Source organism: Phocaeicola dorei (assembly GCF_013009555.1).
In the GTDB taxonomy this organism is placed as follows: Bacteria; Bacteroidota; Bacteroidia; order Bacteroidales; family Bacteroidaceae; genus Phocaeicola; species Phocaeicola dorei.
The window spans coordinates 770,181-791,213 of the sequence record NZ_CP046176.1 but is presented as its reverse complement, the minus strand read 5'-3'; the positions used below and the strand labels follow the sequence as shown (position 1 = coordinate 791,213).

The 21,033-nt window shown below is 45.2% G+C and carries 13 protein-coding genes; 11 read left to right on the top strand and 2 right to left on the bottom strand.

The window, feature by feature from the left end; translation table 11 throughout:
- Positions 1 to 15: 15 nt before the first annotated feature.
- From pyrH to GKD17_RS02950, 4 genes are all read left to right on the top strand, one after another.
- Positions 16 to 726, top strand: a complete 711-nt coding sequence (pyrH, locus tag GKD17_RS02965; RefSeq protein WP_005839859.1) for a UMP kinase — start codon at positions 16 to 18, stop codon at positions 724 to 726.
- Between the two features lie 257 nt (positions 727 to 983).
- Positions 984 to 2,222 carry a glycoside hydrolase family 88/105 protein gene (locus GKD17_RS02960; protein WP_007840648.1) on the top strand — a complete coding sequence of 413 codons (1,239 nt, stop codon included), beginning with the start codon at positions 984 to 986 and terminating at the stop codon, positions 2,220 to 2,222.
- A gap of 54 nt (positions 2,223 to 2,276) precedes the next feature.
- Positions 2,277 to 4,385 carry a hypothetical protein gene (locus GKD17_RS02955; RefSeq protein ID WP_007836367.1) on the top strand — a complete coding sequence of 703 codons (2,109 nt, stop codon included), beginning with the start codon at positions 2,277 to 2,279 and terminating at the stop codon, positions 4,383 to 4,385.
- 24 nt (positions 4,386 to 4,409) lie between these two features.
- Entirely contained in the window at positions 4,410 to 7,667 is a 3,258-nt protein-coding gene (locus GKD17_RS02950; RefSeq protein WP_007836369.1) for a DUF4450 domain-containing protein, read from the top strand.
- 22 nt (positions 7,668 to 7,689) lie between these two features.
- Here the strand turns inward: GKD17_RS02950 and GKD17_RS02945 are convergent, their stop codons facing one another.
- Positions 7,690 to 8,208: a histidine phosphatase family protein gene (locus tag GKD17_RS02945; RefSeq protein ID WP_007836370.1), complete on the bottom strand. Its 519-nt coding sequence runs from the start codon at positions 8,206 to 8,208 to the stop codon at positions 7,690 to 7,692.
- 526 nt (positions 8,209 to 8,734) lie between these two features.
- Here GKD17_RS02945 and frr point away from each other — a divergent pair.
- From frr to GKD17_RS02910, 7 genes are all read left to right on the top strand, one after another.
- Positions 8,735 to 9,295, top strand: a complete 561-nt coding sequence (gene frr, locus GKD17_RS02940; protein WP_005839846.1) for a ribosome recycling factor — start codon at positions 8,735 to 8,737, stop codon at positions 9,293 to 9,295.
- Positions 9,296 to 9,415: 120 nt separating this feature from the next.
- On the top strand, positions 9,416 to 10,348 hold the full coding sequence (gene rsgA / locus GKD17_RS02935) for a ribosome small subunit-dependent GTPase A (protein WP_007836371.1): 933 nt from the start codon (positions 9,416 to 9,418) through the stop codon (positions 10,346 to 10,348).
- 13 nt (positions 10,349 to 10,361) lie between these two features.
- Positions 10,362 to 11,384, top strand: coding sequence for a M28 family metallopeptidase (locus tag GKD17_RS02930; RefSeq protein WP_007836372.1), 1,023 nt, complete (start codon positions 10,362 to 10,364; stop codon positions 11,382 to 11,384).
- 86 nt (positions 11,385 to 11,470) lie between these two features.
- On the top strand, positions 11,471 to 12,547 hold the full coding sequence (locus tag GKD17_RS02925; RefSeq protein ID WP_007836374.1) for an efflux RND transporter periplasmic adaptor subunit: 1,077 nt from the start codon (positions 11,471 to 11,473) through the stop codon (positions 12,545 to 12,547).
- 19 nt (positions 12,548 to 12,566) lie between these two features.
- Positions 12,567 to 15,602, top strand: coding sequence for an efflux RND transporter permease subunit (locus GKD17_RS02920; protein WP_007836383.1), 3,036 nt, complete (start codon positions 12,567 to 12,569; stop codon positions 15,600 to 15,602).
- Complete coding sequence (locus tag GKD17_RS02915) at positions 15,599 to 16,918, top strand: TolC family protein (RefSeq protein ID WP_007836385.1); 1,320 nt, start codon at positions 15,599 to 15,601, stop codon at positions 16,916 to 16,918. The genes GKD17_RS02920 and GKD17_RS02915 overlap by 4 nt, the downstream gene beginning before the upstream one ends.
- Positions 16,919 to 17,006: 88 nt before the next feature.
- Complete coding sequence (locus GKD17_RS02910; protein ID WP_007836386.1) at positions 17,007 to 18,665, top strand: amino acid permease; 1,659 nt, start codon at positions 17,007 to 17,009, stop codon at positions 18,663 to 18,665.
- A 171-nt stretch (positions 18,666 to 18,836) separates the two neighbouring features.
- Here the strand turns inward: GKD17_RS02910 and GKD17_RS02905 are convergent, their stop codons facing one another.
- Positions 18,837 to 20,993, bottom strand: coding sequence for an alpha-N-acetylglucosaminidase (locus GKD17_RS02905; RefSeq protein WP_007836388.1), 2,157 nt, complete (start codon positions 20,991 to 20,993; stop codon positions 18,837 to 18,839).
- Positions 20,994 to 21,033: the final 40 nt, after the last annotated feature.

The window sequence follows — 21,033 nt, the reverse complement described above, 5'->3', positions numbered from 1 at the left end:
AAAAAACAAACCAATATGGCAAGATTTAAAAGAATTCTACTAAAGCTGAGCGGCGAAAGCCTGATGGGCGAAAAGCAATATGGTATAGACGAAAAGCGTCTGGGTGAATATGCGCAACAAATCAAGGAGATACACGACCTTGGCGTACAAATAGGTATTGTAATCGGTGGTGGAAATATCTTCCGTGGGCTGAGTGGAGCTTCTAAAGGTTTTGACCGTGTAAAAGGTGACCAAATGGGAATGTTGGCAACCGTTATCAACAGCTTGGGATTGAGTTCCGCATTGGGAGCAGCCGGAGTCAAGGCACGTGTATTGACAGCTATCCGCATGGAACCCATCGGTGAGTTTTACAACAAATGGAAAGCGATTGAAGCGATGGAAAACGGAGAAGTTGTAATTATGTCTGCCGGAACAGGCAATCCGTTTTTTACTACCGATACCGGGTCTTCCCTACGTGGTATCGAGATAGAAGCCGATGTGATGCTGAAAGGAACACGCGTGGACGGCATTTATACAGCTGATCCTGAAAAGGACCCCACTGCTACGAAATTTGACGATATCACCTACGATGAGGTATTAAAGCGCGGTTTGAAAGTAATGGATCTTACAGCAACCTGCATGTGCAAGGAAAACAACCTACCCATTATCGTTTTCGACATGGACACAGTAGGTAACCTGAAAAAAGTAATGACCGGTGAAAATATAGGAACACTGGTACACAACTGATATTCTCATCAAGTTCATCCATTTGTCATTCCTTATTTCCTTCTAAATGACAAATGGGTGAACAGTTTTTCTCTGTCTTACCATTTTTTCCACAAATTCGTTCTTTATTGACACATATTCCTTAAAAAAGAGACTCAACCGATAGATTTTCCATCTAAATGAACAATTATTCATGGACTTATAGCGTTAATTAGCCTATTTTTACATCAGCAAAAAATGTAAATCATTCAAAGACTATAAAAACGACAGGAAATACCATGAAAAATTACTGTTACATCTATTTATTGGCCGCCTGCATGGCACCCATGTCTCTCCAAGCTAAAAAAGCAATTCCGTACAGTGGAGAAGTATGCATAGCCCCTCTCCCTACAGTCCCCACACCCCTTCCCGGTATATCTTCCGATTCATATGCCCAGCGCTTTGCCGACTCTGAGATGCTCCGCTTTCCCAAAGCCTATCAGCTAGATCATGGCAAACGGCTCTTTTTCGGGTATTCACAAGGAGTAGGCTGTTGCGCCATGCTGGATATGTGGAAAAATACCGGTGACAAACGTTACTTTACTTATGTTGAGGAATGGGCGGATAGTTTGATTAACGAAAAAGGAGAAATCCACCTCTATGATATGTCAACTTACAACCTAGATTACATCAATTCAGGAAAAGTTCTGTTTGACCTCTATAAAGAAACAGGCAAAGAAAAATACAAAGCAGCTATGGACTTACTGGTAGAACAACTCAAAAGACAACCACGTACGCTGGAAGGTGGCTTCTGGCATAAATTGATCTATCAACATCAGATGTGGCTGGACGGACTTTATATGGCTTCCCCTTTCCTAGCCCGCTATGGAGCGGAATTCAACCGTCCTGATCTGATTGATGAGGCGGTAAAACAATTCACACTTTGCCACAAACATACCTATTCACCGGAAACCGGATTATATCATCATGCCTGGGACGAGAGCAAATCCCAACGTTGGGCAAATCCGCAAGACGGTACTTCACCTAATTTTTGGGGACGCAGTATAGGCTGGTGGTTCATGGCCATGGTAGATGTACTGGACTATATTCCCGACAACCACCCCGGACGTGCCTCGCTTATCAGTTGGATTCAAGGTTTGGCAGAAAGCCTGCCCAACTATCAAAGAGACGGTCTATGGTATCAGGTAATAGACCAGCCCGAGCGTGAAGGTAATTTTCCCGAAGCATCCGTAACCACCCAATGTATGTATGCTTATGCCAAAGCGGTGAACAAAGGATATATAGATGCCCAATACCGGACCATCGCGGAAAAAGCCTTCAACGGATTAAAGCAAACATTGCTTCTCGAGAACCCCGACGGAACTCTGACGCTGACCCGTTGCTGCCAAGTAGGCGGACTAGGCGGCACTCCTTACCGCGACGGAAGCTTTGAATATTACATTGGCGAAAAAATGCGTGACAACGATGCCAAAGCTACCGGTCCTTTCATCATGGGTTGCCTGCAGCTTGGCAAATAGAATCATATCGCATAAACAACAGAATTATCCATCTTTTTAAATTAGCTATATACAATGAAACACACCATTTATGCTCTGACAATGTTTGCATTGGCTGCTTGCACCTCTCCCAAAGAGAAAGCCATAGACCGCCATGCACTGGTAACACGCAATAATCCGGAAGTGACTGCCATGGATTCATTATCCTCCCTGTCGGTAGGGAACGGAGAATTTGCCTATACGGTAGATGCTACAGGATTGCAGACTTTTCCCGAAGTCTATAAAAACGGAGTTCCACTGGGTACACAAAGCCAATGGGGATGGCACAGCTTCGGAAATCCCGAAAACTATAAACCGGAGGAAGCCTTGGTGGAGTATGACTTCGGCCACGGGCACAAAGAGCTATATGCCACCCAACCCAAAGAACCCGGCAGAGCAAAGGAAGCATCCGACTGGTATCGTGTAAACCCACACCGCCTGCATCTGGGTATCATCGGACTCGAATTAGGAAATGAAGTACGTCCCTCGGATGTGCAAAACATACAGCAATCACTGGATATGTGGAACGGTATTATCAACAGCCGGTTCACTCTCAAAGAAACTCCCTACTACATTCAGACAGTCTGCCATCCGGAGCGTGATATGATTGCCGCACGCCTATCGGCCCGACAACCTGCCGGCATCAAGTTTCACTTCCCCTATCCCACGGGCGGTCACTGTGACGATGCTTGTAATTGGGAGGCGAATGATAAGCATAGCACGACCCTGGTCAGTGAAGACGCACAATCGGCCGTGTTAAAAAGAACACTCGACGCAACCACCTATTATGTAACAATCAGTTGGGAAGGCCCTGCGAAGCTAAGTGAGAAAAGTGCAAACTATTTCGTACTCACGCCAACGGACAGTATATTTACATTCACCTGCCAATTCACACCACAAGTATCCGCTTCTCCCATCCTGACTTTTACAGAAGTACAACAAGCCTCTTCCGGACACTGGAAAAATTACTGGACACAGGGAGCTGTTGCCGACTTCTCACAATGTACTGATGTCCGGGCCAAAGAATTGGAACGCCGGGTCGTATTAAGCCAATATCTGCTCGCTATCCAATGCGCAGGCTCAACCCCGCCACAGGAAACCGGACTAACTTACAACTCCTGGTTCGGGAAATTCCATTTGGAAATGATCTGGTGGCATCAGGCACAATTCGCCTTATGGGGACATCCCGAATTGTTGGACCGCACTTTATCCTGGTATGAAACCGTGGAACCCATAGCCCGCCAGATAGCGGAAAGACAAGGTTTCAAAGGCATACGATGGATGAAAATGACTGATCCCAGCGGTCTTGAAGCCCCCTCTAAAGTAGGCAGCTTCCTGATCTGGCAACAGCCTCATCTCATCTACCTGGCAGAATTGCTCTATCGGGCTAATCCATCGGAAGAACTGCTAAAAAAATACAATAGCCTGATACAGGAAACCGCCGAATTCATGTATTCATTCGCCACATACGAGGAAGAGCACGACCGTTATGTCTTGAAAGGTGCTATCCCCGCACAGGAAACGTTGCGCGCTGCCGAAACTGTCAATCCGCCTTTTGAGCTTTCGTACTGGCATTTCGCCATGCAAGTTGCCCAAACATGGCGTGAACGTACAGGGATGGAACGTGTACCCGAATGGGATGTACTGATAGAGAAATTATCTCCGCTGGCATACAACGACGAACAGCTGTATCTGGCAGCCGAGACCGCGGTGGATACCTATAAAGATATCCGTTTTACCTCAGATCACATGGCAGTGCTGGGCGCTGTCGGCATCCTGCCCATGAATCAGCTGATTCATGCCGGATATATGAAAAACACCCTGCACTGGATTTGGGATAACTGGAACTGGGACAAGACCTGGGGCTGGGATTATCCGATGACAGCCATGAATGCCGCCCGAATGGGTGAGCCCGAGAAGGCAGTCAGCGCATTATTGATGGACAAACGTACCAACACCTATCTGGTAAACGGTCACAATTACCAGGACGGGCGTCTGCGTATTTACCTGCCCGGCAACGGTGGATTACTGACCACAGTCGCTATGATGTGCGCCGGATGGGATGGATCGGAAGGGAACAATCCCGGATTTCCGAAAGATGGCAAATGGAATGTACGCTGGGAAGGATTACAGCCATTACCGTAAGAACAGGAGTTAGTAGTTATCATCATGAAAACGACATATTTACTTCTATGCCTGTTGGGCATCGGTAGCGTTTCCGGCGCAGGACAAACCAAGCAGCCACAAAAGATAGGCGATTTCATAGAATCCACTTCGTACAACGAGCATCGCCGGAATGCCACCCGAAGCCTGCAATATACCCCTGACGGAGACGATTTTGTCTGCATCAACGGTAAGAATCGCTTTACCCGTGCCTTATACGGCAGCCACACAGCATTCCGGCTGGAGACAAGCGACCGGCCCGTATTCGCTGCTTATACCAAGAAGAACCCGAAACACATCTGCTTTAAACTGCAGACCTCCGGAGGAACGGTAGCCCTTGATTCTACCGAACACTGCGAGTCCCGTTATACAGCGGGACGCCGCAGCTACAATTTATTCCACCCATCCTTCGAAGGTGGAAACTTATCTATTGCCACATTGGCACTTCCCGATAAAGAAGGGGCCATCTGGCAATTCAACGCCCGGAATTTCAAGGGATCCAATCCCATTCTACTGGCATCCATTTCAGAGATACGTAATTCCAAGCTAAACCGTAACGGAGATATGGGAGCCGACCCTGCCGACAGTTTCGAAGCTCCTCTCCAGCCTCAACAGTTACAATCCTGCCCGGCACAGATAGATGGAACACTTTATATTCTATTGGAAAACCAGGAACTACGTACACTGACAACTGCCGAAGGCGAAACCCTGTTTAAAAAAGCAGAAGCTGCCCGCTCCGAAACAGCCTCACGCATCCGCATTGAAACACCCGACCCTTATTTCAACACCTTAGGAGGCACTCTGGCCATGGCAGCTGATGGAATCTGGGACGGCGAAGTATGGTTACACGGTGCCATAGGATGGCGGATGCCACTCAGTGGTTGGCGAGCCGCTTATACCGGCGATGTTTTGGGATGGCATGACCGTGCCCGGACCCATTTCAACGCATACGCGGCAAGTCAGGTCACCGAAGTGCCCAACACCCTCCCCCATCCGGCACAAGATTCCGCCCTGCATCTGGCACGTTCCGTCAAGAAATGGGGTACCCCCCAATACAGTAACGGATACATCTGCCGTAATCCGCATCGCAATAATCAGATGCACCACTACGACATGAACCTTTGCTGCATAGACGAATTGTTATGGCATTTCAAATGGACGGGGGACTTGGATTATGTCCGCCAAATGTGGCCTGTCATCACCCGTCACCTCGCATGGGAAAAGCTGAACTACGACCCAGATAACGACGGGCTGTATGACGCATACGCCTGCATTTGGGCCAGTGACGCCCTTTATTACAATAGCGGAGGAGTCACCCATTCATCGGCTTATAACTACCGTGCCAACAAGACAGCGGCCCAATTGGCTGAAAAGATAGGCGAAGATCCCACTCCTTACCGCAACGAAGCCGAAAAGATTCTGAAAGCCATGAACGAGAGGCTATGGCTTCCCGGTAAAGGACATTGGGCGGAATATCAAGATTTTATGGGACACAAGCGAGTACACGAAAGTGCCGCTGTATGGACCATTTATCATGCTATAGACAGCGAGACAGCTAACCCGTTCCAAGCCTATCAGGCTACCCGTTATATAGACACAGCCATTCCTCATATTCCCGTCACAGCCCATGGATTAAAAGAGAATGGATATGCCACTATCGCCACCACCAACTGGCTACCCTATTCATGGAGTGTCAATAATATCGCCTTTGCCGAAGTCATGCATACCGCATTGTCATACTTCCAGGCCGGACGTGCCGAGGCCGGATACAAACTTTTGAAAAGCTCTGTTCTAGACGGCATGTATCTAGGAGACAGTCCGGGCAACTTCGGCCAGATCAGCTTCTATGATGCCGCACGCGGAGAATGCTACCGGGATTTCGGCGATCCCATCGGGGTCGCTTCACGAGTACTGATCCAAGGACTGTTCGGTATCCTGCCGGATGCCCTGAACCAGCAAATCATCCTCCGGCCGGGCTTTCCGGACGACTGGGACAAGGCTTCCGTCAGTACTCCCGATATAAGCTATCGCTTTACCCGAAAAGAAGATACGGACACCTATCATATCACACAACGGTTCCAGACTCCTCTCCATCCGGTATTGCAAATCAATGCCAGAAAAGAGAAGATCCGTTCAGTAAAAGTGAATGGTGTTCCTGCCACATGGCAATCCATCGAATCGGCCCATGGCTATCCTCTTCTTTCAATCCAGGCGGAAGGAACATCTTCAACCACCATTACCATCGAATGGGAAGGAGCATCACTTCATACATTGGCAGTCCAAGAACTAGTCATCGCTTCAAACGGGAAGTTGGCTTTGCAAATACCTTCGGGAGCATCCATCTCCCAAGTATATGATCCTCAGAGCGTTTTAGCAAAACACACAGTGGAAGCCACCGCTTTCAACGCACAGCTAAAAGGTGAACCGGGACACCACACTTTCTTTGTTTACACTCATCAAGGAGAAATGGATTGGTGGCAACCTGTTAATATCTATATAGAGAACACCCAGAAAGCCCCTTCCTATACAGACTTTGCAGATATCCGTCCCGAAAAATGCCGGATGATTGATTTTGACAGACAACTGAATGCTTCTGTCACCGATATTTATCAAAATGAATACCTGTCTCCCCGGTCTCCATACACTACTTTGCAACTTCCCACACAAGGAATAGGAGAATGGTGTCATCCGCTGCTGAGCGCTACCATAGACGACTCGGGATTACGCAGCCTTGTACATCATGATACTTTCCAAACGTCTTTAGGCATCCCTTTCCGTCTGAAAGAAAAAGGGAACAACATTCTTTTCACCTCCCTATGGGATAATTACCCGGACAGTTCCACCATCTCACTATCTGGTACAGCTTCACATGCTTATCTGCTGATGGCGGGAAGTACCAACCACATGCAATGCCACATTGCCAATGGAATAATCCGCATACACTATGCAGACGGAACTTCCCAAGCAACGGAGTTGATCAATCCGGACAACTGGTGTCCCATAGAACAAGACCTCTATGTGGACGGCAAAGCGTTCCAAGTACCTGCTCCCCGGCCGTACCGTCTGCACTTGAAAAGCGGTAAAGTAAGCCGTGACCTGGGTAAAGAACTCAACATCACTGGTGTATATGGACGTGAGATAGAAGGTGGTGCAGGCATATTGCTCGATATTCCTTTGGATCATTCCAAGGAACTAAAAGGGCTGACCCTGGAAACCCTGTCCAATGATGTAGTGATAGGAATAATGGGAATCACTTTGCAATAACCACGTGTTATTCAATGCGGAATTACGTTAACTTGAACCGGCGTAGTTCCGCATTATTCATCTTTGGCACACTACGCAAATGTTCCAAAGTTACTCCTTGAATGTGTGCCTGTACCGCCCTGTTTATCAGTCCATGTCCGACAGCCAACACCTGTTTTCCATCATATCGCTCTTTCAAGTAGTCCACAAAACGCCCCGCACGCTCATACAGCATCGCCTCCGTTTCCACATCTGCCGGAAAATGTCGCAAATCAACTTCTTTAATGGCAAGCCCCGTCCAGCTCCCCCAATCGATTTCACGCAACAAAACCATTTTCTCCCAAGGCAGGTTCCGACCTTCCACCGCGATACGGGCCGTATCCACACACCGCTTCAAATCACTACTGACCACTGCGTCCAAAGAGATGTCCCGCAAAGTATCACGCAGCGCTTCAGCCTGTGCTATTCCTTCAACAGTCAGCGTGCCCGGCATATGTCCTTGGAAAATACGGGTCATATTCTCTTCTGTCTGCCCGTGACGGGCTAAATATAAAGTTATCATCTTTTTTAATGCAAAGATAATGCTTACCAACCAAATTTACCCTAATTCTGTTGATGTCTTTGTCTGTCTCGTTGTTATACCTGATTACAAAAGTATTCTCCCCGTAGACTAAGGGCTTTCTTCCGCACAGCTAAGACCTTTCATACGGCAACCTACTACAGACTCCGTCAGTGGACCGTACAGTCTATTACAGCAGACCCTACAGTCCACTACAATAGTTTATACAGTCCATTATCGGAGTCTGTAATAGGTTGCCGTATGAAAAAGCTTAATCATGCAATAAAAAGGACTTAGTATACAGGGAAGAAAAGCTTAAGGTGTTCATCATTTCAATCCTGTTATCCGATAAGACACAAAAACTTTTCACCTATTTTTAATAAAGCCTCAACAACTTAAACTGGTGATGATAAAGTAAAGAGCCGTTAGAAATATAAAATCATCCCCCTTTTATTGCAGATAATCAAAAAATAAATTACTTTTGTTTCACTTAAAACGAATCAATAAACAACTTAAATAACAGAACAGTATGATAGACGCAAAAACTTGCATCAACGACGCACAAGAGAAAATGGACATGGCCGTTATGTATTTGGAAGAGGCCTTAGCGCACATTCGTGCAGGAAAAGCCAGTACCCGGTTGCTGGACGGCATTCGTGTTGACTCTTATGGAAGCATGGTTCCCATCAGTAATGTAGCTGCCGTGACTACTCCCGATGCACGCAGTATCGCCATCAAGCCATGGGACAAAAGTATGTTCCGTATCATCGAAAAAGCTATCATGGACTCTGATCTGGGCATCACTCCCGAAAACAACGGTGAAATCATCCGTTTGGGTATTCCGCCATTGACAGAGGAACGCCGCAAGCAACTGGCCAAACAATGTAAAGGCGAAGGCGAAACCGCAAAAGTAAGTATACGCAACGCACGCCGTGACGCTATAGATACACTGAAAAAAGCTGTTAAAGAAGGTATGCCCGAAGACGAGCAAAAGAATGCGGAAGCCAAACTTCAGAAAGTACACGATAAATATATCGCGAAGATTGAAGAACTTCTGGCAGAGAAAGATAAAGAAATTATGACGGTTTAATGAAGAACTTAAAATAATGAAGCAATAATAATGAAGAAGGAAGAATTGTCCTGCACAGCCTTGCTCTTGTCCGTGCGGTCCAATCCCTCTTTCTTCATTTTTCATCCTTCATTTTAATTTATGAAAGGACTAGTAATAAAAAACACAGGCAGCTGGTATCTTGTCAAAACAGAAGACGGACGTACCATCGAATGCAAGATCAAAGGAAATTTCCGTTTAAAAGGTATTCGGAGTACCAATCCCATTGCTGTAGGAGATTATGTACAAATCATTATCAACAATGAAGGAACCGCCTTCATCAGTGAGATAGAAGACCGCAAGAACTATATCATCCGGCGCGCCTCTAACCTTTCCAAACAATCGCACATACTGGCGGCCAATCTGGATCAATGTATGCTGATTGTTACAATTAATTATCCCGAAACCTCAACTATATTCATTGACCGTTTTCTAGCCACTGCAGAAGCATACCGTGTACCCGTCAAACTGATATTCAATAAGATAGACAGGTATAATGAGGATGATACACGCTATATGGATGCTCTGATAAACCTGTACACATACATCGGTTACCCTTGCTTCAAAGTTTCCGCACTGAACAACATAGGTACAGACGAAGTGAAAAAAGACCTGAAAGGAAAGGTCACTTTGCTTTCAGGCAACTCAGGAGTAGGGAAATCAACATTAATCAATGCTATTTTGCCTGAACAAACCTTGAAAACAGGTGAAATTTCCGATTACCATAACAAAGGAATGCATACCACAACCTTTTCCGAAATGTTCCCAGTAGACGGTGGTGGATACATCATCGACACTCCGGGTATCAAAGGTTTCGGAACATTTGATATGGAAGAAGAGGAAGTAGGACATTACTTTAAAGAAATATTTGAATATTCCGCTCAATGCAAGTATGGAAACTGCACCCACAGGCACGAGCCCGGATGCGCCGTACGCGATGCAGTGGAGAAACATCTAATCAGCGAGTCACGCTATACTTCTTACCTGAACATGTTGGAAGACAAGGAAGAAGGCAAGTATCGCGCCGCTTACTAAAAACCACAACTTTATGAAAAAACACCTCTTAGCTATTGCACTGTTTGCATTATGCACCACCGGGCTGAATGCCGCTTCTCCTAAAAAAGTGACTCCTGAAAAAAAAGGAGTAGAAACCATTAACCGTGCCACAGCCGAAGCACATATCGGCTTTCTGGCCTGTGACGAACTGGAAGGACGCGAAGCCGGATGGAAAGGTGGACGCATTGCAGGCAATTATATCATTTCCTGCCTGAAACAGATGGGAATAAAACCACTGCTAGCCGGAGATTATATACAACCCTTTGATGTATATCATGCTGAACGGCAAGTGAAAGGAAAACGCTGGCAAGTACATCCCGATTCTATTGCGGAACTGAAAAAAGTGGTACATCAAAAATTGGCATTACGTAATATCTTAGGTAAAATAGAAGGAAAGAATCCAAATGAAATTGTCATTATCGGCGCACATTACGACCACATAGGCTACGATCCTATGCTGGAAGGAGATCAGATTTATAACGGTGCAGATGATAATGCATCAGGCGTTCAAGCCGTATTACAGGTAGCCCGTGCCTTTCTTGCTACCGGTGAGCAACCGGAACGTACCGTTATCTTCGCCTTTTGGGATGGTGAGGAAAAGGGATTGCTGGGATCCCGTTATTTCGCCATGAACTATCCGGATATTAAGAAGGTAAAAGGCTATTTGAACTATGACATGATAGGACGTAACAACCGGGAGGACCAGCCCGATTATTTCGTTTACTTCTATACCGCAGCCCATCAGGCCTTCGGTGACTGGCTGAAAAAAGATATTGAAGATTACCGCTTGCAGCTATCCCCTGACTACCGGGCTTGGGACAATCCGGTGGGAGGCAGCGACAACGGCACGTTCGCCAAACTGGGAATACCTATTATATGGTATCACACTGATGCCCATCCCGATTATCACCTTCCGGGAGATGAAACACAGAAAATCAATTGGCTGAAGATAGTCGATATAACCAAAGCCTCTTTCCTTGCGATGTGGAAGCTGGCAAACGAAAAAAAATATTAAAAAAGAACGTGGCGTTTAAACTGAGCGCCACGTTTTTTTATCTAACCTTACATTAACGTATTTATTAAACCCATATAGAAAGGCACATGAACAAACGAATCAAATGGGGCATCATTATATTAATCGGAGCCGGCTTGGCCGGACTAGGCATCTATCAATTTACCCCTCACGAAAATGAAGAACTGACAGCCGCCGACGCGTTACCTAAAGAAAACAAGCAACGTACATTGAAAGTCAATGCACAAGTCATAAAACCACACTTGCTGACAGATGAAATATTGGTTACCGGACGCCTGGTTCCTGACGAAGAAGTGAGTTTGTCTTTTGAAACCTCCGGAAAGATCACCGATATTTTTTTCACAGAAGGCACATTGGTAAAACGAGGAGAATTACTTGCCAAAGTAAACGACCGGCAGTTACAGGCTCAATTAAAACGTCTGGAAGCACAAATACCTTTAGCCGAAGACCGTGTGTTCCGTCAAAACGCTCTGTTAAAACGAGATGCAGTCAGTAAAGAAGCATACGAACAGGTAAAAACCGAACTTGCCACCCTTAACGCCGATATCGAAAATATCAAGGCCAATATTGACATGACCGAACTCCGCGCACCATTCGACGGTATCATCGGATTGAGACAGGTCAGTACAGGAGCATACGCCTCCCCTACCACTGTAGTAGCCAAACTGACCAAAGTGACCCCATTGAAAGTAGAGTTCGCTGTACCGGAACGTTATGCCCGGGAAATAAAAAAAGGGACTAATCTGGAGTTCAAAGTAGAAGGAAAACTGGATACCTATCATGCACAGGTTTATGCAACCGAATCCAGTATAGATATGGAAACCCATTCATTGAACATCCGTGCCATCTACCCCAACCGCAACGGCGAACTGCTGGCAGGCAGATATGCAGATATTCAATTAAAACAAAAAGAAATAGAAGACGCGATAGCGATTCCATCCGAAGCTATTGTCCCCGAAATGGGTAAAAATAAAGTATTTGTTTATCGTAGCGGAGTTGCAGACCCTGTAGATATTATTATAGGACTCCGTACCGAAGCCGAAGTACAGATTGTACGAGGATTGTCTGTGGGTGATACCATCCTGACATCGGGTACACTGCAATTACGTAAGGGAATGCCTGTGGAACTTCAGGCCATTAACTAACAACTAAAAAAATACTTTTATGAATATTTCCGAACTTAGTATCCGTAGGCCTGTGCTTGCCACCGTGCTTACCATCATCATATTACTTTTCGGACTGATCGGTTACAATACATTGGGAGTCCGCGAATATCCTTCGGTAGATAATCCGATCATCTCTGTTAGCTGTAGTTACTCGGGTGCCAATGCCGATGTAATCGAGAATCAGATAACCGAGCCTTTGGAACAAAACATCAACGGTATTCCGGGAATCCGTTCTTTGTCCAGTGTCAGCCAACAAGGACAATGCCGTATCACAGTGGAATTTGAATTATCCGTCGATTTGGAAACTGCCGCCAATGACGTACGTGACAAAGTGTCCCGCGCACAACGTTACCTGCCACGCGACTGTGACCCTCCTACTGTATCCAAGGCTGATGCCGATGCAACGCCTATCCTGATGGTAGCTATCCAAAGTGACAGCCGCTCTCTGTTGGAACTGAGTGAAATAGCAGACTTGACCGTAAAAGAACAACTGCAAACCATTTCGGATGTAAGCAGCGTATCTATTTGGGGAGAAAAACGTTACTCCATGCGCTTATGGCTCGACCCCACCAAGATGGCAGGGTATGGCATTACTCCGGTAGATGTAAAGAACGCGATAACCAATGAAAATATAGAACTCCCTTCGGGCAGCATTGAAGGTAATACCGTAGAATTGACCTTACGCACCATGGGACAAATGCACACCGCTAAAGAATTCAATAACATCATATTAAAAGAAGTAGGCGGAAGAGTTGTCCGTTTCAGCGATATCGGTTACGCCGAACTAGGTCCGGCAGATATCAAGAGTTATATGAAAATGAACGGAGTGCCGATGGTAGGTGTCGTTGTCATTCCACAACCCGGTGCCAACCATATCGAAATCGCCGATGCCGTATACCAGCGTATGGAGCAGATGAAGAAGGATTTGCCCGACGATGTGAAATACAGCTATGGCTTTGATAACACTAAGTTTATCCGCGCTTCTATTGATGAAGTAAAAAGTACGGTGTATGAAGCGTTCGTACTGGTTATCATCATCATTTTCCTGTTCTTGCGCGATTGGCGCGTGACACTGATTCCCTGCATCGTTATTCCGGTTTCATTGATCGGAGCTTTCTTTGTGATGTACATAGCAGGTTTCTCCATCAATGTGCTGACCATGCTGGCGGTGGTATTGTCTGTAGGTTTGGTAGTGGATGACGCCATCGTTATGACAGAGAATATCTATATCCGCATAGAACGAGGTATGCGTCCGTTCGAAGCAGGAATAGAAGGGGCAAAAGAAATTTTCTTCGCTGTTATCTCCACCACTATCACCCTGGTGGCAGTGTTCTTGCCCATCGTATTTATGGAAGGAACCAGCGGACGTTTATTCCGTGAGTTCAGTTTCGTTGTGGCAGGTTCGGTCATCATTTCTTCCTTTGCCGCATTAACGTTCACCCCTATGCTGGCAACCAAGTTATTGATTAAACGGGAAAAACAGGGATGGTTCTACCAAAAGACAGAGCCTTTCTTTGAAGGTATGAACCGCATATATGCCCGTTCACTGAATGCTTTTCTTAAAAGACGCATATGGGCAATACCTGTTACAGTGATTATGTTGATAGCCATCGGAGTACTTTGGGGCCAAATACCCGCTGAAATGGCTCCTATGGAGGACCGTTCGCAAATAAGTATCAATACACGTGCAGCTGAAGGAGCCAGCTATGAATACATCCGTGATTATACGGAAGATATCAACAATCTGGTAGATTCTATTATACCCGATGCAGAATCAGTAACCGCACGCGTTTCCAGTGGCAGTGGAAATATACGTATCACATTGAAAGATATCAAAGATCGTGATTATACCCAGATGGAAGTTGCCGAACGTATTTCACAGGCCATCCGCAATAAAACGAAAGCACGTGCCTTTGTGCAACAACAGTCTTCTTTCGGCGGGCGGAGAGGAAGTATGCCCGTACAATATGTACTACAAGCTGTCAGTATAGAAAAACTGGAGAAAGTATTACCGGATTTTTTAAGCAAAGTATATGATAACCCTACTTTCCAGATGGCGGACGTGGACCTGAAGTTCAGCAGCCCAGAAATGAGAGTGAATATTAACCGTGATAAGGCAGGCACAATGGGAGCCACTGTGCGTGATATAGCCGAAACACTGCAATACGGTCTCAGCGGACAACGTATGGGCTATTTTTATATGAATGGAAAACAATATGAGATTTTGGGCCAGATAAACCGCCAACAACGTAATACACCGGCCAATATCAAATCTATTTACATACGAAGCGACAAAGGGGAAATGATTCAATTGGACAATCTGGTAGAATTTGTAGAATCCGTAGCTCCTCCTAAATTATACCACTACAACCGTTTTATTTCCGCTACCGTATCTGCCGGACTAGCAGATGGAAAGACCATCGGACAAGGTTTGGAAGAAATGGATAAAATCGCCGCCCAGACTTTGGACGAAACCTTCCGTACCGCCTTGTCGGGAGACTCCAAAGACTATCGGGAAAGTTCATCCAGCCTGATGTTTGCTTTCATTCTGGCATTGATACTTATCTATCTTATTCTGGCAGCACAGTTCGAAAGTTTCAAGGATCCTTTCATTATCATGCTTACCGTTCCGCTAGCCATTGCAGGAGCACTGATTTTCATGTATGCCGGAGGTATCACGATGAACATATTCAGCCAAATCGGCATTATCATGTTGATAGGTCTAGTGGCAAAGAATGGTATTTTGATTGTGGAATTCGCCAATCAGAAGCAGGAGGGCGGAGAAAACAAGATGCAGGCCATCCGGGATGCCGCTTTGCAACGCTTGCGCCCTATTCTCATGACAAGTGCCTCTACCGTATTAGGTTTGATTCCACTGGCATTCGCAACAGGAGAAGGCGCCAATCAACGTATCGCCATGGGTACGGCTGTTGTGGGAGGAATGTTAGTATCTACTTTCCTGACCATGTATATCGTACCGGCTATTTATAGTTATATATCTACCAACCGAAACGTTAAAACAGAAATTGTATGAAACGAATCATTATAACTTTATGTATCTGCACCGCATGGGTGGCTTCCACCTATGCGCAATATCCTTATACGCTGAAAAAATGTCTGGAGGAAGGGCTTGCAAACAATTATTCCATACGTATCACCCGTAATGAAGAACAAATCAGCCATAACAATGCCACATTAGCAAATGCCGGTTATCTGCCAACTGTTGATTTGTCTGCCGGATATACAGGAACGTTGGACAATACGGATACCAAAAGCAGAAGTACAGGCACTACAGCCAGTGAACGAAACATCTACGACCAAACCTTAAAGGCCGGGCTGGATGTAAACTGGACTCTGTTCGACGGATTCAATATCAGCACCACCTACAAAAAACTTAAGGAATTGGAACACCAGGGAGAAACCAACACGCGTATCACCCTTGAAGATTTCATAGCGGGACTCACTGCCGAATACTATAATTATGTACAACAGGAAATCCGTCTGAAGAACTTCCTTTACGCTGTGTCTTTATCCAAAGAACGCCTGCGCATTGTAGAAGAACGATACCATATCGGTAATTTTTCCCGGCTGGATTATCAACAAGCCAAAGTGGACTTCAATGCAGACAGTGCACAATATATGAAACAACAAGAACTGGTGGTTACCTCACGTATCAACCTGAACGAGTTAATGGCTGTACAGGAAGTCAACCGGCCGCTACGTGTCAATGACTCTATCATAACAGTGAATGACGCGCTGAATTATGATGAATTATGGGAATCCACCCTTAAGACGAATGCCAACCTGCTGAAAGCTGATCAAAATACAACAATTGCCCAATTGGATTACCGTCAGGTTCTATCCCGTAATTATCCCTATGTGAAATTGAACGCCGGTTATGGCTATACATTCAACAAATATGAAACAAACGCCACCAGCCGGAGAAGCAATTGGGGACTAAACGGAGGAATTACCGTAGGCATTAACCTATGGGATGGTAACCGTCGCCGTGAAAAGCGCAATGCCAGCCTGCAAATACGTAACTCGCAACTGGAAAGAGAACAACTGGAATTGGGTTTGAAAGCAGATTTAAGCAATCTGTGGCAAGCCTATCGCAATAATTTACGTTTATTAAATTTGGAACGCCAAAATCTGGTTGCCGCCCGTGAAAACCATGAAATAGCCAAAGAACGTTATCTGCTGGGAGATCTCTCCGGTATCGAGATGCGTGAAGCCCAAAAGAGTCTGCTTGATGCGGAAGAACGTATTTTATCTGCTGAATATAACACCAAAGTCTGTGAAATTTCCCTGCTCCAACTAAGTGGAAGAATAACGAAATATCTTGAATAATCGTTATAGCCTTTACTTATAGCTTGTAATTCATAGCAGTTATCCGTACCTTTGCACACAATTATCACTAAGTACGTTGTAAAAAGATATGGGATTATTTATCAAGAAACCTTTTGCTGCATTACAAGCCGAAGCCTATGAGTCTGGAAACAAGACCCTGAAAAGAGTCTTGGGACCATGGAGCTTAATCGCATTAGGAGTAGGTGTTATCATCGGTGCCGGATTATTTTCCATCACCGGAACAGTGGCCGCAGGATACACAGGTCCTGCCATTACTTTATCTTTTGCCATAGCGGCAATCGGTTGTTGTTTTGCCGGTTTATGCTATGCTGAATTTGCTTCCATGATACCTGTAGCAGGTAGTGCTTATACATACTCATATGCTACAATGGGCGAACTTATAGCATGGATTATCGGCTGGGATCTAGTATTGGAATATACTGTTGCCGCTACTACCGTCAGTATCAGTTGGAGCAGATATCTCGTTGTTTTTTTGGAAGGAGTGGGGATCAATATACCCCATGCATTTGCTGCTTGTCCCTGGGACGGAGGTATTGTGAATATACCGGCCGCACTGATTGTAGTGCTGATGAGTATTTTTCTGATTCGTGGAACAGAAGGAAGTTCTATTTTTAACGGCTTCATTGTATTCCTGAAGGTGGCAGTGATTCTTATTTTCGTTGTATTAGGATGGAAATACATTAATGCAGAGAATTATGTTCCTTATATCCCTGCCAATACAGGTACTTTAGGCGAGTTCGGATTCTCGGGCGTATTGCGTGGAGCAGCGATTGTATTTTTCGCCTTTCTTGGTTTTGACGCCGTAAGTACAGCCGCTCAGGAAACAAAAAATCCGAAGCGGGATATGCCCGTCGGCATTCTAGGTTCCCTGCTGATTTGCACCATTCTTTATATGGTATTTGCTTACGTAATGACGGGAGTTGCCCATTATTCTGACTTTGCAGGACAACAAGGTATCGCACCTGTTGCCGTAGCGATTGACCACATGGGACATGCAGATACCACAGGAGTAATTCATCCGGATTATCCGTGGTTGAACCGGGCCATCGTACTGGCTATCCTGTTTGGTTACTGCTCGGTTATTATGGTAACTTTGCTAGGACAAAGCCGTGTATTTCTAAGTATGAGCCGCGACGGACTGTTGCCTCCTTTCTTTTCAAAGATTCACGAGAAATACCGGACACCGGCACACAGTAATTTGTTATTCATGGCCATTGTAGGAGGGCTGGCAGCATTTGTTCCGGCACGTGTAGCCGGAGAAATGACCAGTATAGGTACCTTATTCGCCTTCACATTGGTTTGCGCGGCAGTATTGATCGTGCGCAAAAGTATGCCTGACGTACATCGTGCCTTTAAAACTCCTTTTGTTCCCACGGTACCGATTCTAGGCATCCTTACCTGCCTTTGTATGATGTTGTTTCTTCCGGCTGATACTTGGATCCGATTGGTATTATGGATGCTGATAGGTCTGGATGTTTATGCCTGCTACGGAGTAAAACACAGCAAGCTAGAACATAATGTAAAACGACGCAAAGGACTCACCATATTGAATATGGCAGGAATCGCCCTGTCTGTACTTTCAGTTATTACAGGATTATGGCATCAACAGACTGTAGGCTGGGAGGAAGACAAGACATTGCTCGCTATTTCGTTCGTCTTTGCGTTCACACATTGTGCATTCTATATGGTACGTATCTGGAAACAGACATCCGAAAAGAAGAAGTAAGCGTTTTCTACACGCTATCTGCTTCCATAACTTTCATTCACTGTAAGGGGTAAATTCAATCACCCCCTACCGTGAATAAAGTTATCATAATTTCATACCCATCAGTTCTGAACCCATAATCAAGCCTTATAACCTATGAAAGTCTTAAGTTATCCATAGTAGAAAGAACATTTAAAAAACTTCTTCAAAAATGTTTTTAGCTACTACCACAGTATTTCCTTCAGGAATTGAGGAATAGAATCCTGTTTCTTTAGTCCATGCTTCTTCCAAGGTATAAAAATCAAGTTCCTCCGGTTGCTTTCCATCCAGGACACAAGCTAAATAATCAAAATAAGCCTTCCATCTCATAAAATAAAAATCTTTCAAAATGCCATTCCATTCTTTATGAGCATAATCACGAAGTCCGCCTTGATCTGCCGCTACACGATTTCCCCATGTAGTAATCTGAACACGTGCATTCCATTCGTATAATGCTTTTTCTTCCTGGGTCTGTCCTGCTGAACGTGCCGCTTCAATCCAAGTTCCAACCTTGAATTCTTTCCGGGTACCCAGCAAGTGGTCTTGCAATAGAATAAGATGCAGAAAATGCTGTGAAGCCAACTCAAATACTTGCTTGTCTCCTGCCCGGAACGCAGCCGTTACCACTTTTTGCATCAAACGCCCCTTTTCTGCCAATGCCTGCCGTAGCACATCCACCAAATCGAACTCAAAATTATTATTACCCTGATATTTATCAGCCACAGAAACCATCAGTCGGGCAGCCTCTATCACATCCTGCGGATTATAGTATTCTTTCATCTCCGACCAACTGGATACCTGATATACATCCAACCCCGGACGAGCACAGAATACAGACTCATGCGTTCCCTGTTGTATCTTCTCCTTGGGACTATTATAAATACCGTTACCTAGTAAATCCCAAGCTTGTTGCAAAGCCTCATCCTCTACCCCATAACGAGCATATACATATCCTTTCAACCACTCATCACGAGTAAACCGATGCTCACGCCATGGCAACTCCATCACCAGCTCATACATAACCGGGTTGTTCTCAATACCTTCCGGAGTCATCCCTACTCCACACAACGTCTTTCCGGCATGGTTATCTGTTTTCGCATCATAAAAACCATTAATTAGCGCGTCCATTTTACCATGCAATCCTATATTACCACCAAAATTCAAAAGCATACAATACACCCACCCATGTTGTCCATATCCCCCTTTGCGACACCATTCTGATGCCGGATCCCCCCATTGCGGACGGCATTCGCTGTGCAAATCCAAGACTAATAAATCTCCTGCTTCCAAATGTTCTATCATCGAAGTACGAGGGTTGTCTTGCCATGCCTGAGCCACCCACACAGCATCCGGATTTGTTTTTTTCATGGCTTTCATGATGGCTTTACCGGCTGCATCCAAATTTACTCCTTGAGTACTTCCCCCTTCATGAAACGGATCAATAGCGTAAAAACCAGTTTTTCCATACAGTTTTGTCAGTTCTTTATAATACAAAGCAGAGATTTCTTCAAAGCGTTCATCCTCCGGCTGTAAAAAGGCAGGACGATGATAGCTGCACCAAAATCCGGGATCAGCAACATTCAATCCTAATTTCTCCTTTGCATTATGGGGAACCATGCCGCAATATCCCGGCAACACAGGTTCGATGCCATATTCACGCATTCTTTTTACGATCTTCTTCTGAAGTTTCTCCTGGCGGATGTACCAGCTTTCAGGATTAGGTCCTCCCCACCCTTCCAGATTATTCATCAACCACCAAGCTGTAAAACCCGGTCCGGCTACAAACTCATTAATTTCATCCTTAGTATATCCTAGTTTTAGAAGTACATTTCTCCAAACCGACTCAGTCCCTGTCAATGCCAGGGAAAGATTGATACCATGAAGCGCCATCCAATCTATCTCCTTTTCCCAACGCTCCCAGTCCCAAAAAGCCATGGAGTAAGAGAAAGTACAATAATTCAGATCATAACGATAGGGCAGATCTGTTTCATGCCGTTCCTTTTTAGTCACAGGGGGCAAAACAGCAGGCAGTTTTGCAGTCATTCCATTCCAAGAAAGATGTATGCCTGCATAATATTTCAAATACCAATTCAATCCGGTAGCAATATTTACATAATCATTACCCCGGATAATTACTTTATCACCTTTCTGATCGAGTTCAAAAAAATCGGTCCCCGATTTCTGACGTTCGATAATAAATTTGGAGGAAGCTCCTTTGTCGATGCGCTCTAATAATCCTGTAACAGGAGAAGAAAATAAGTTGCTTGTCACCCATAACAGCACAAACAACAATCGTAGTTTTTTCATCATATTATTAAGGTAACGGATAACACCAATTAAATAAAAAACA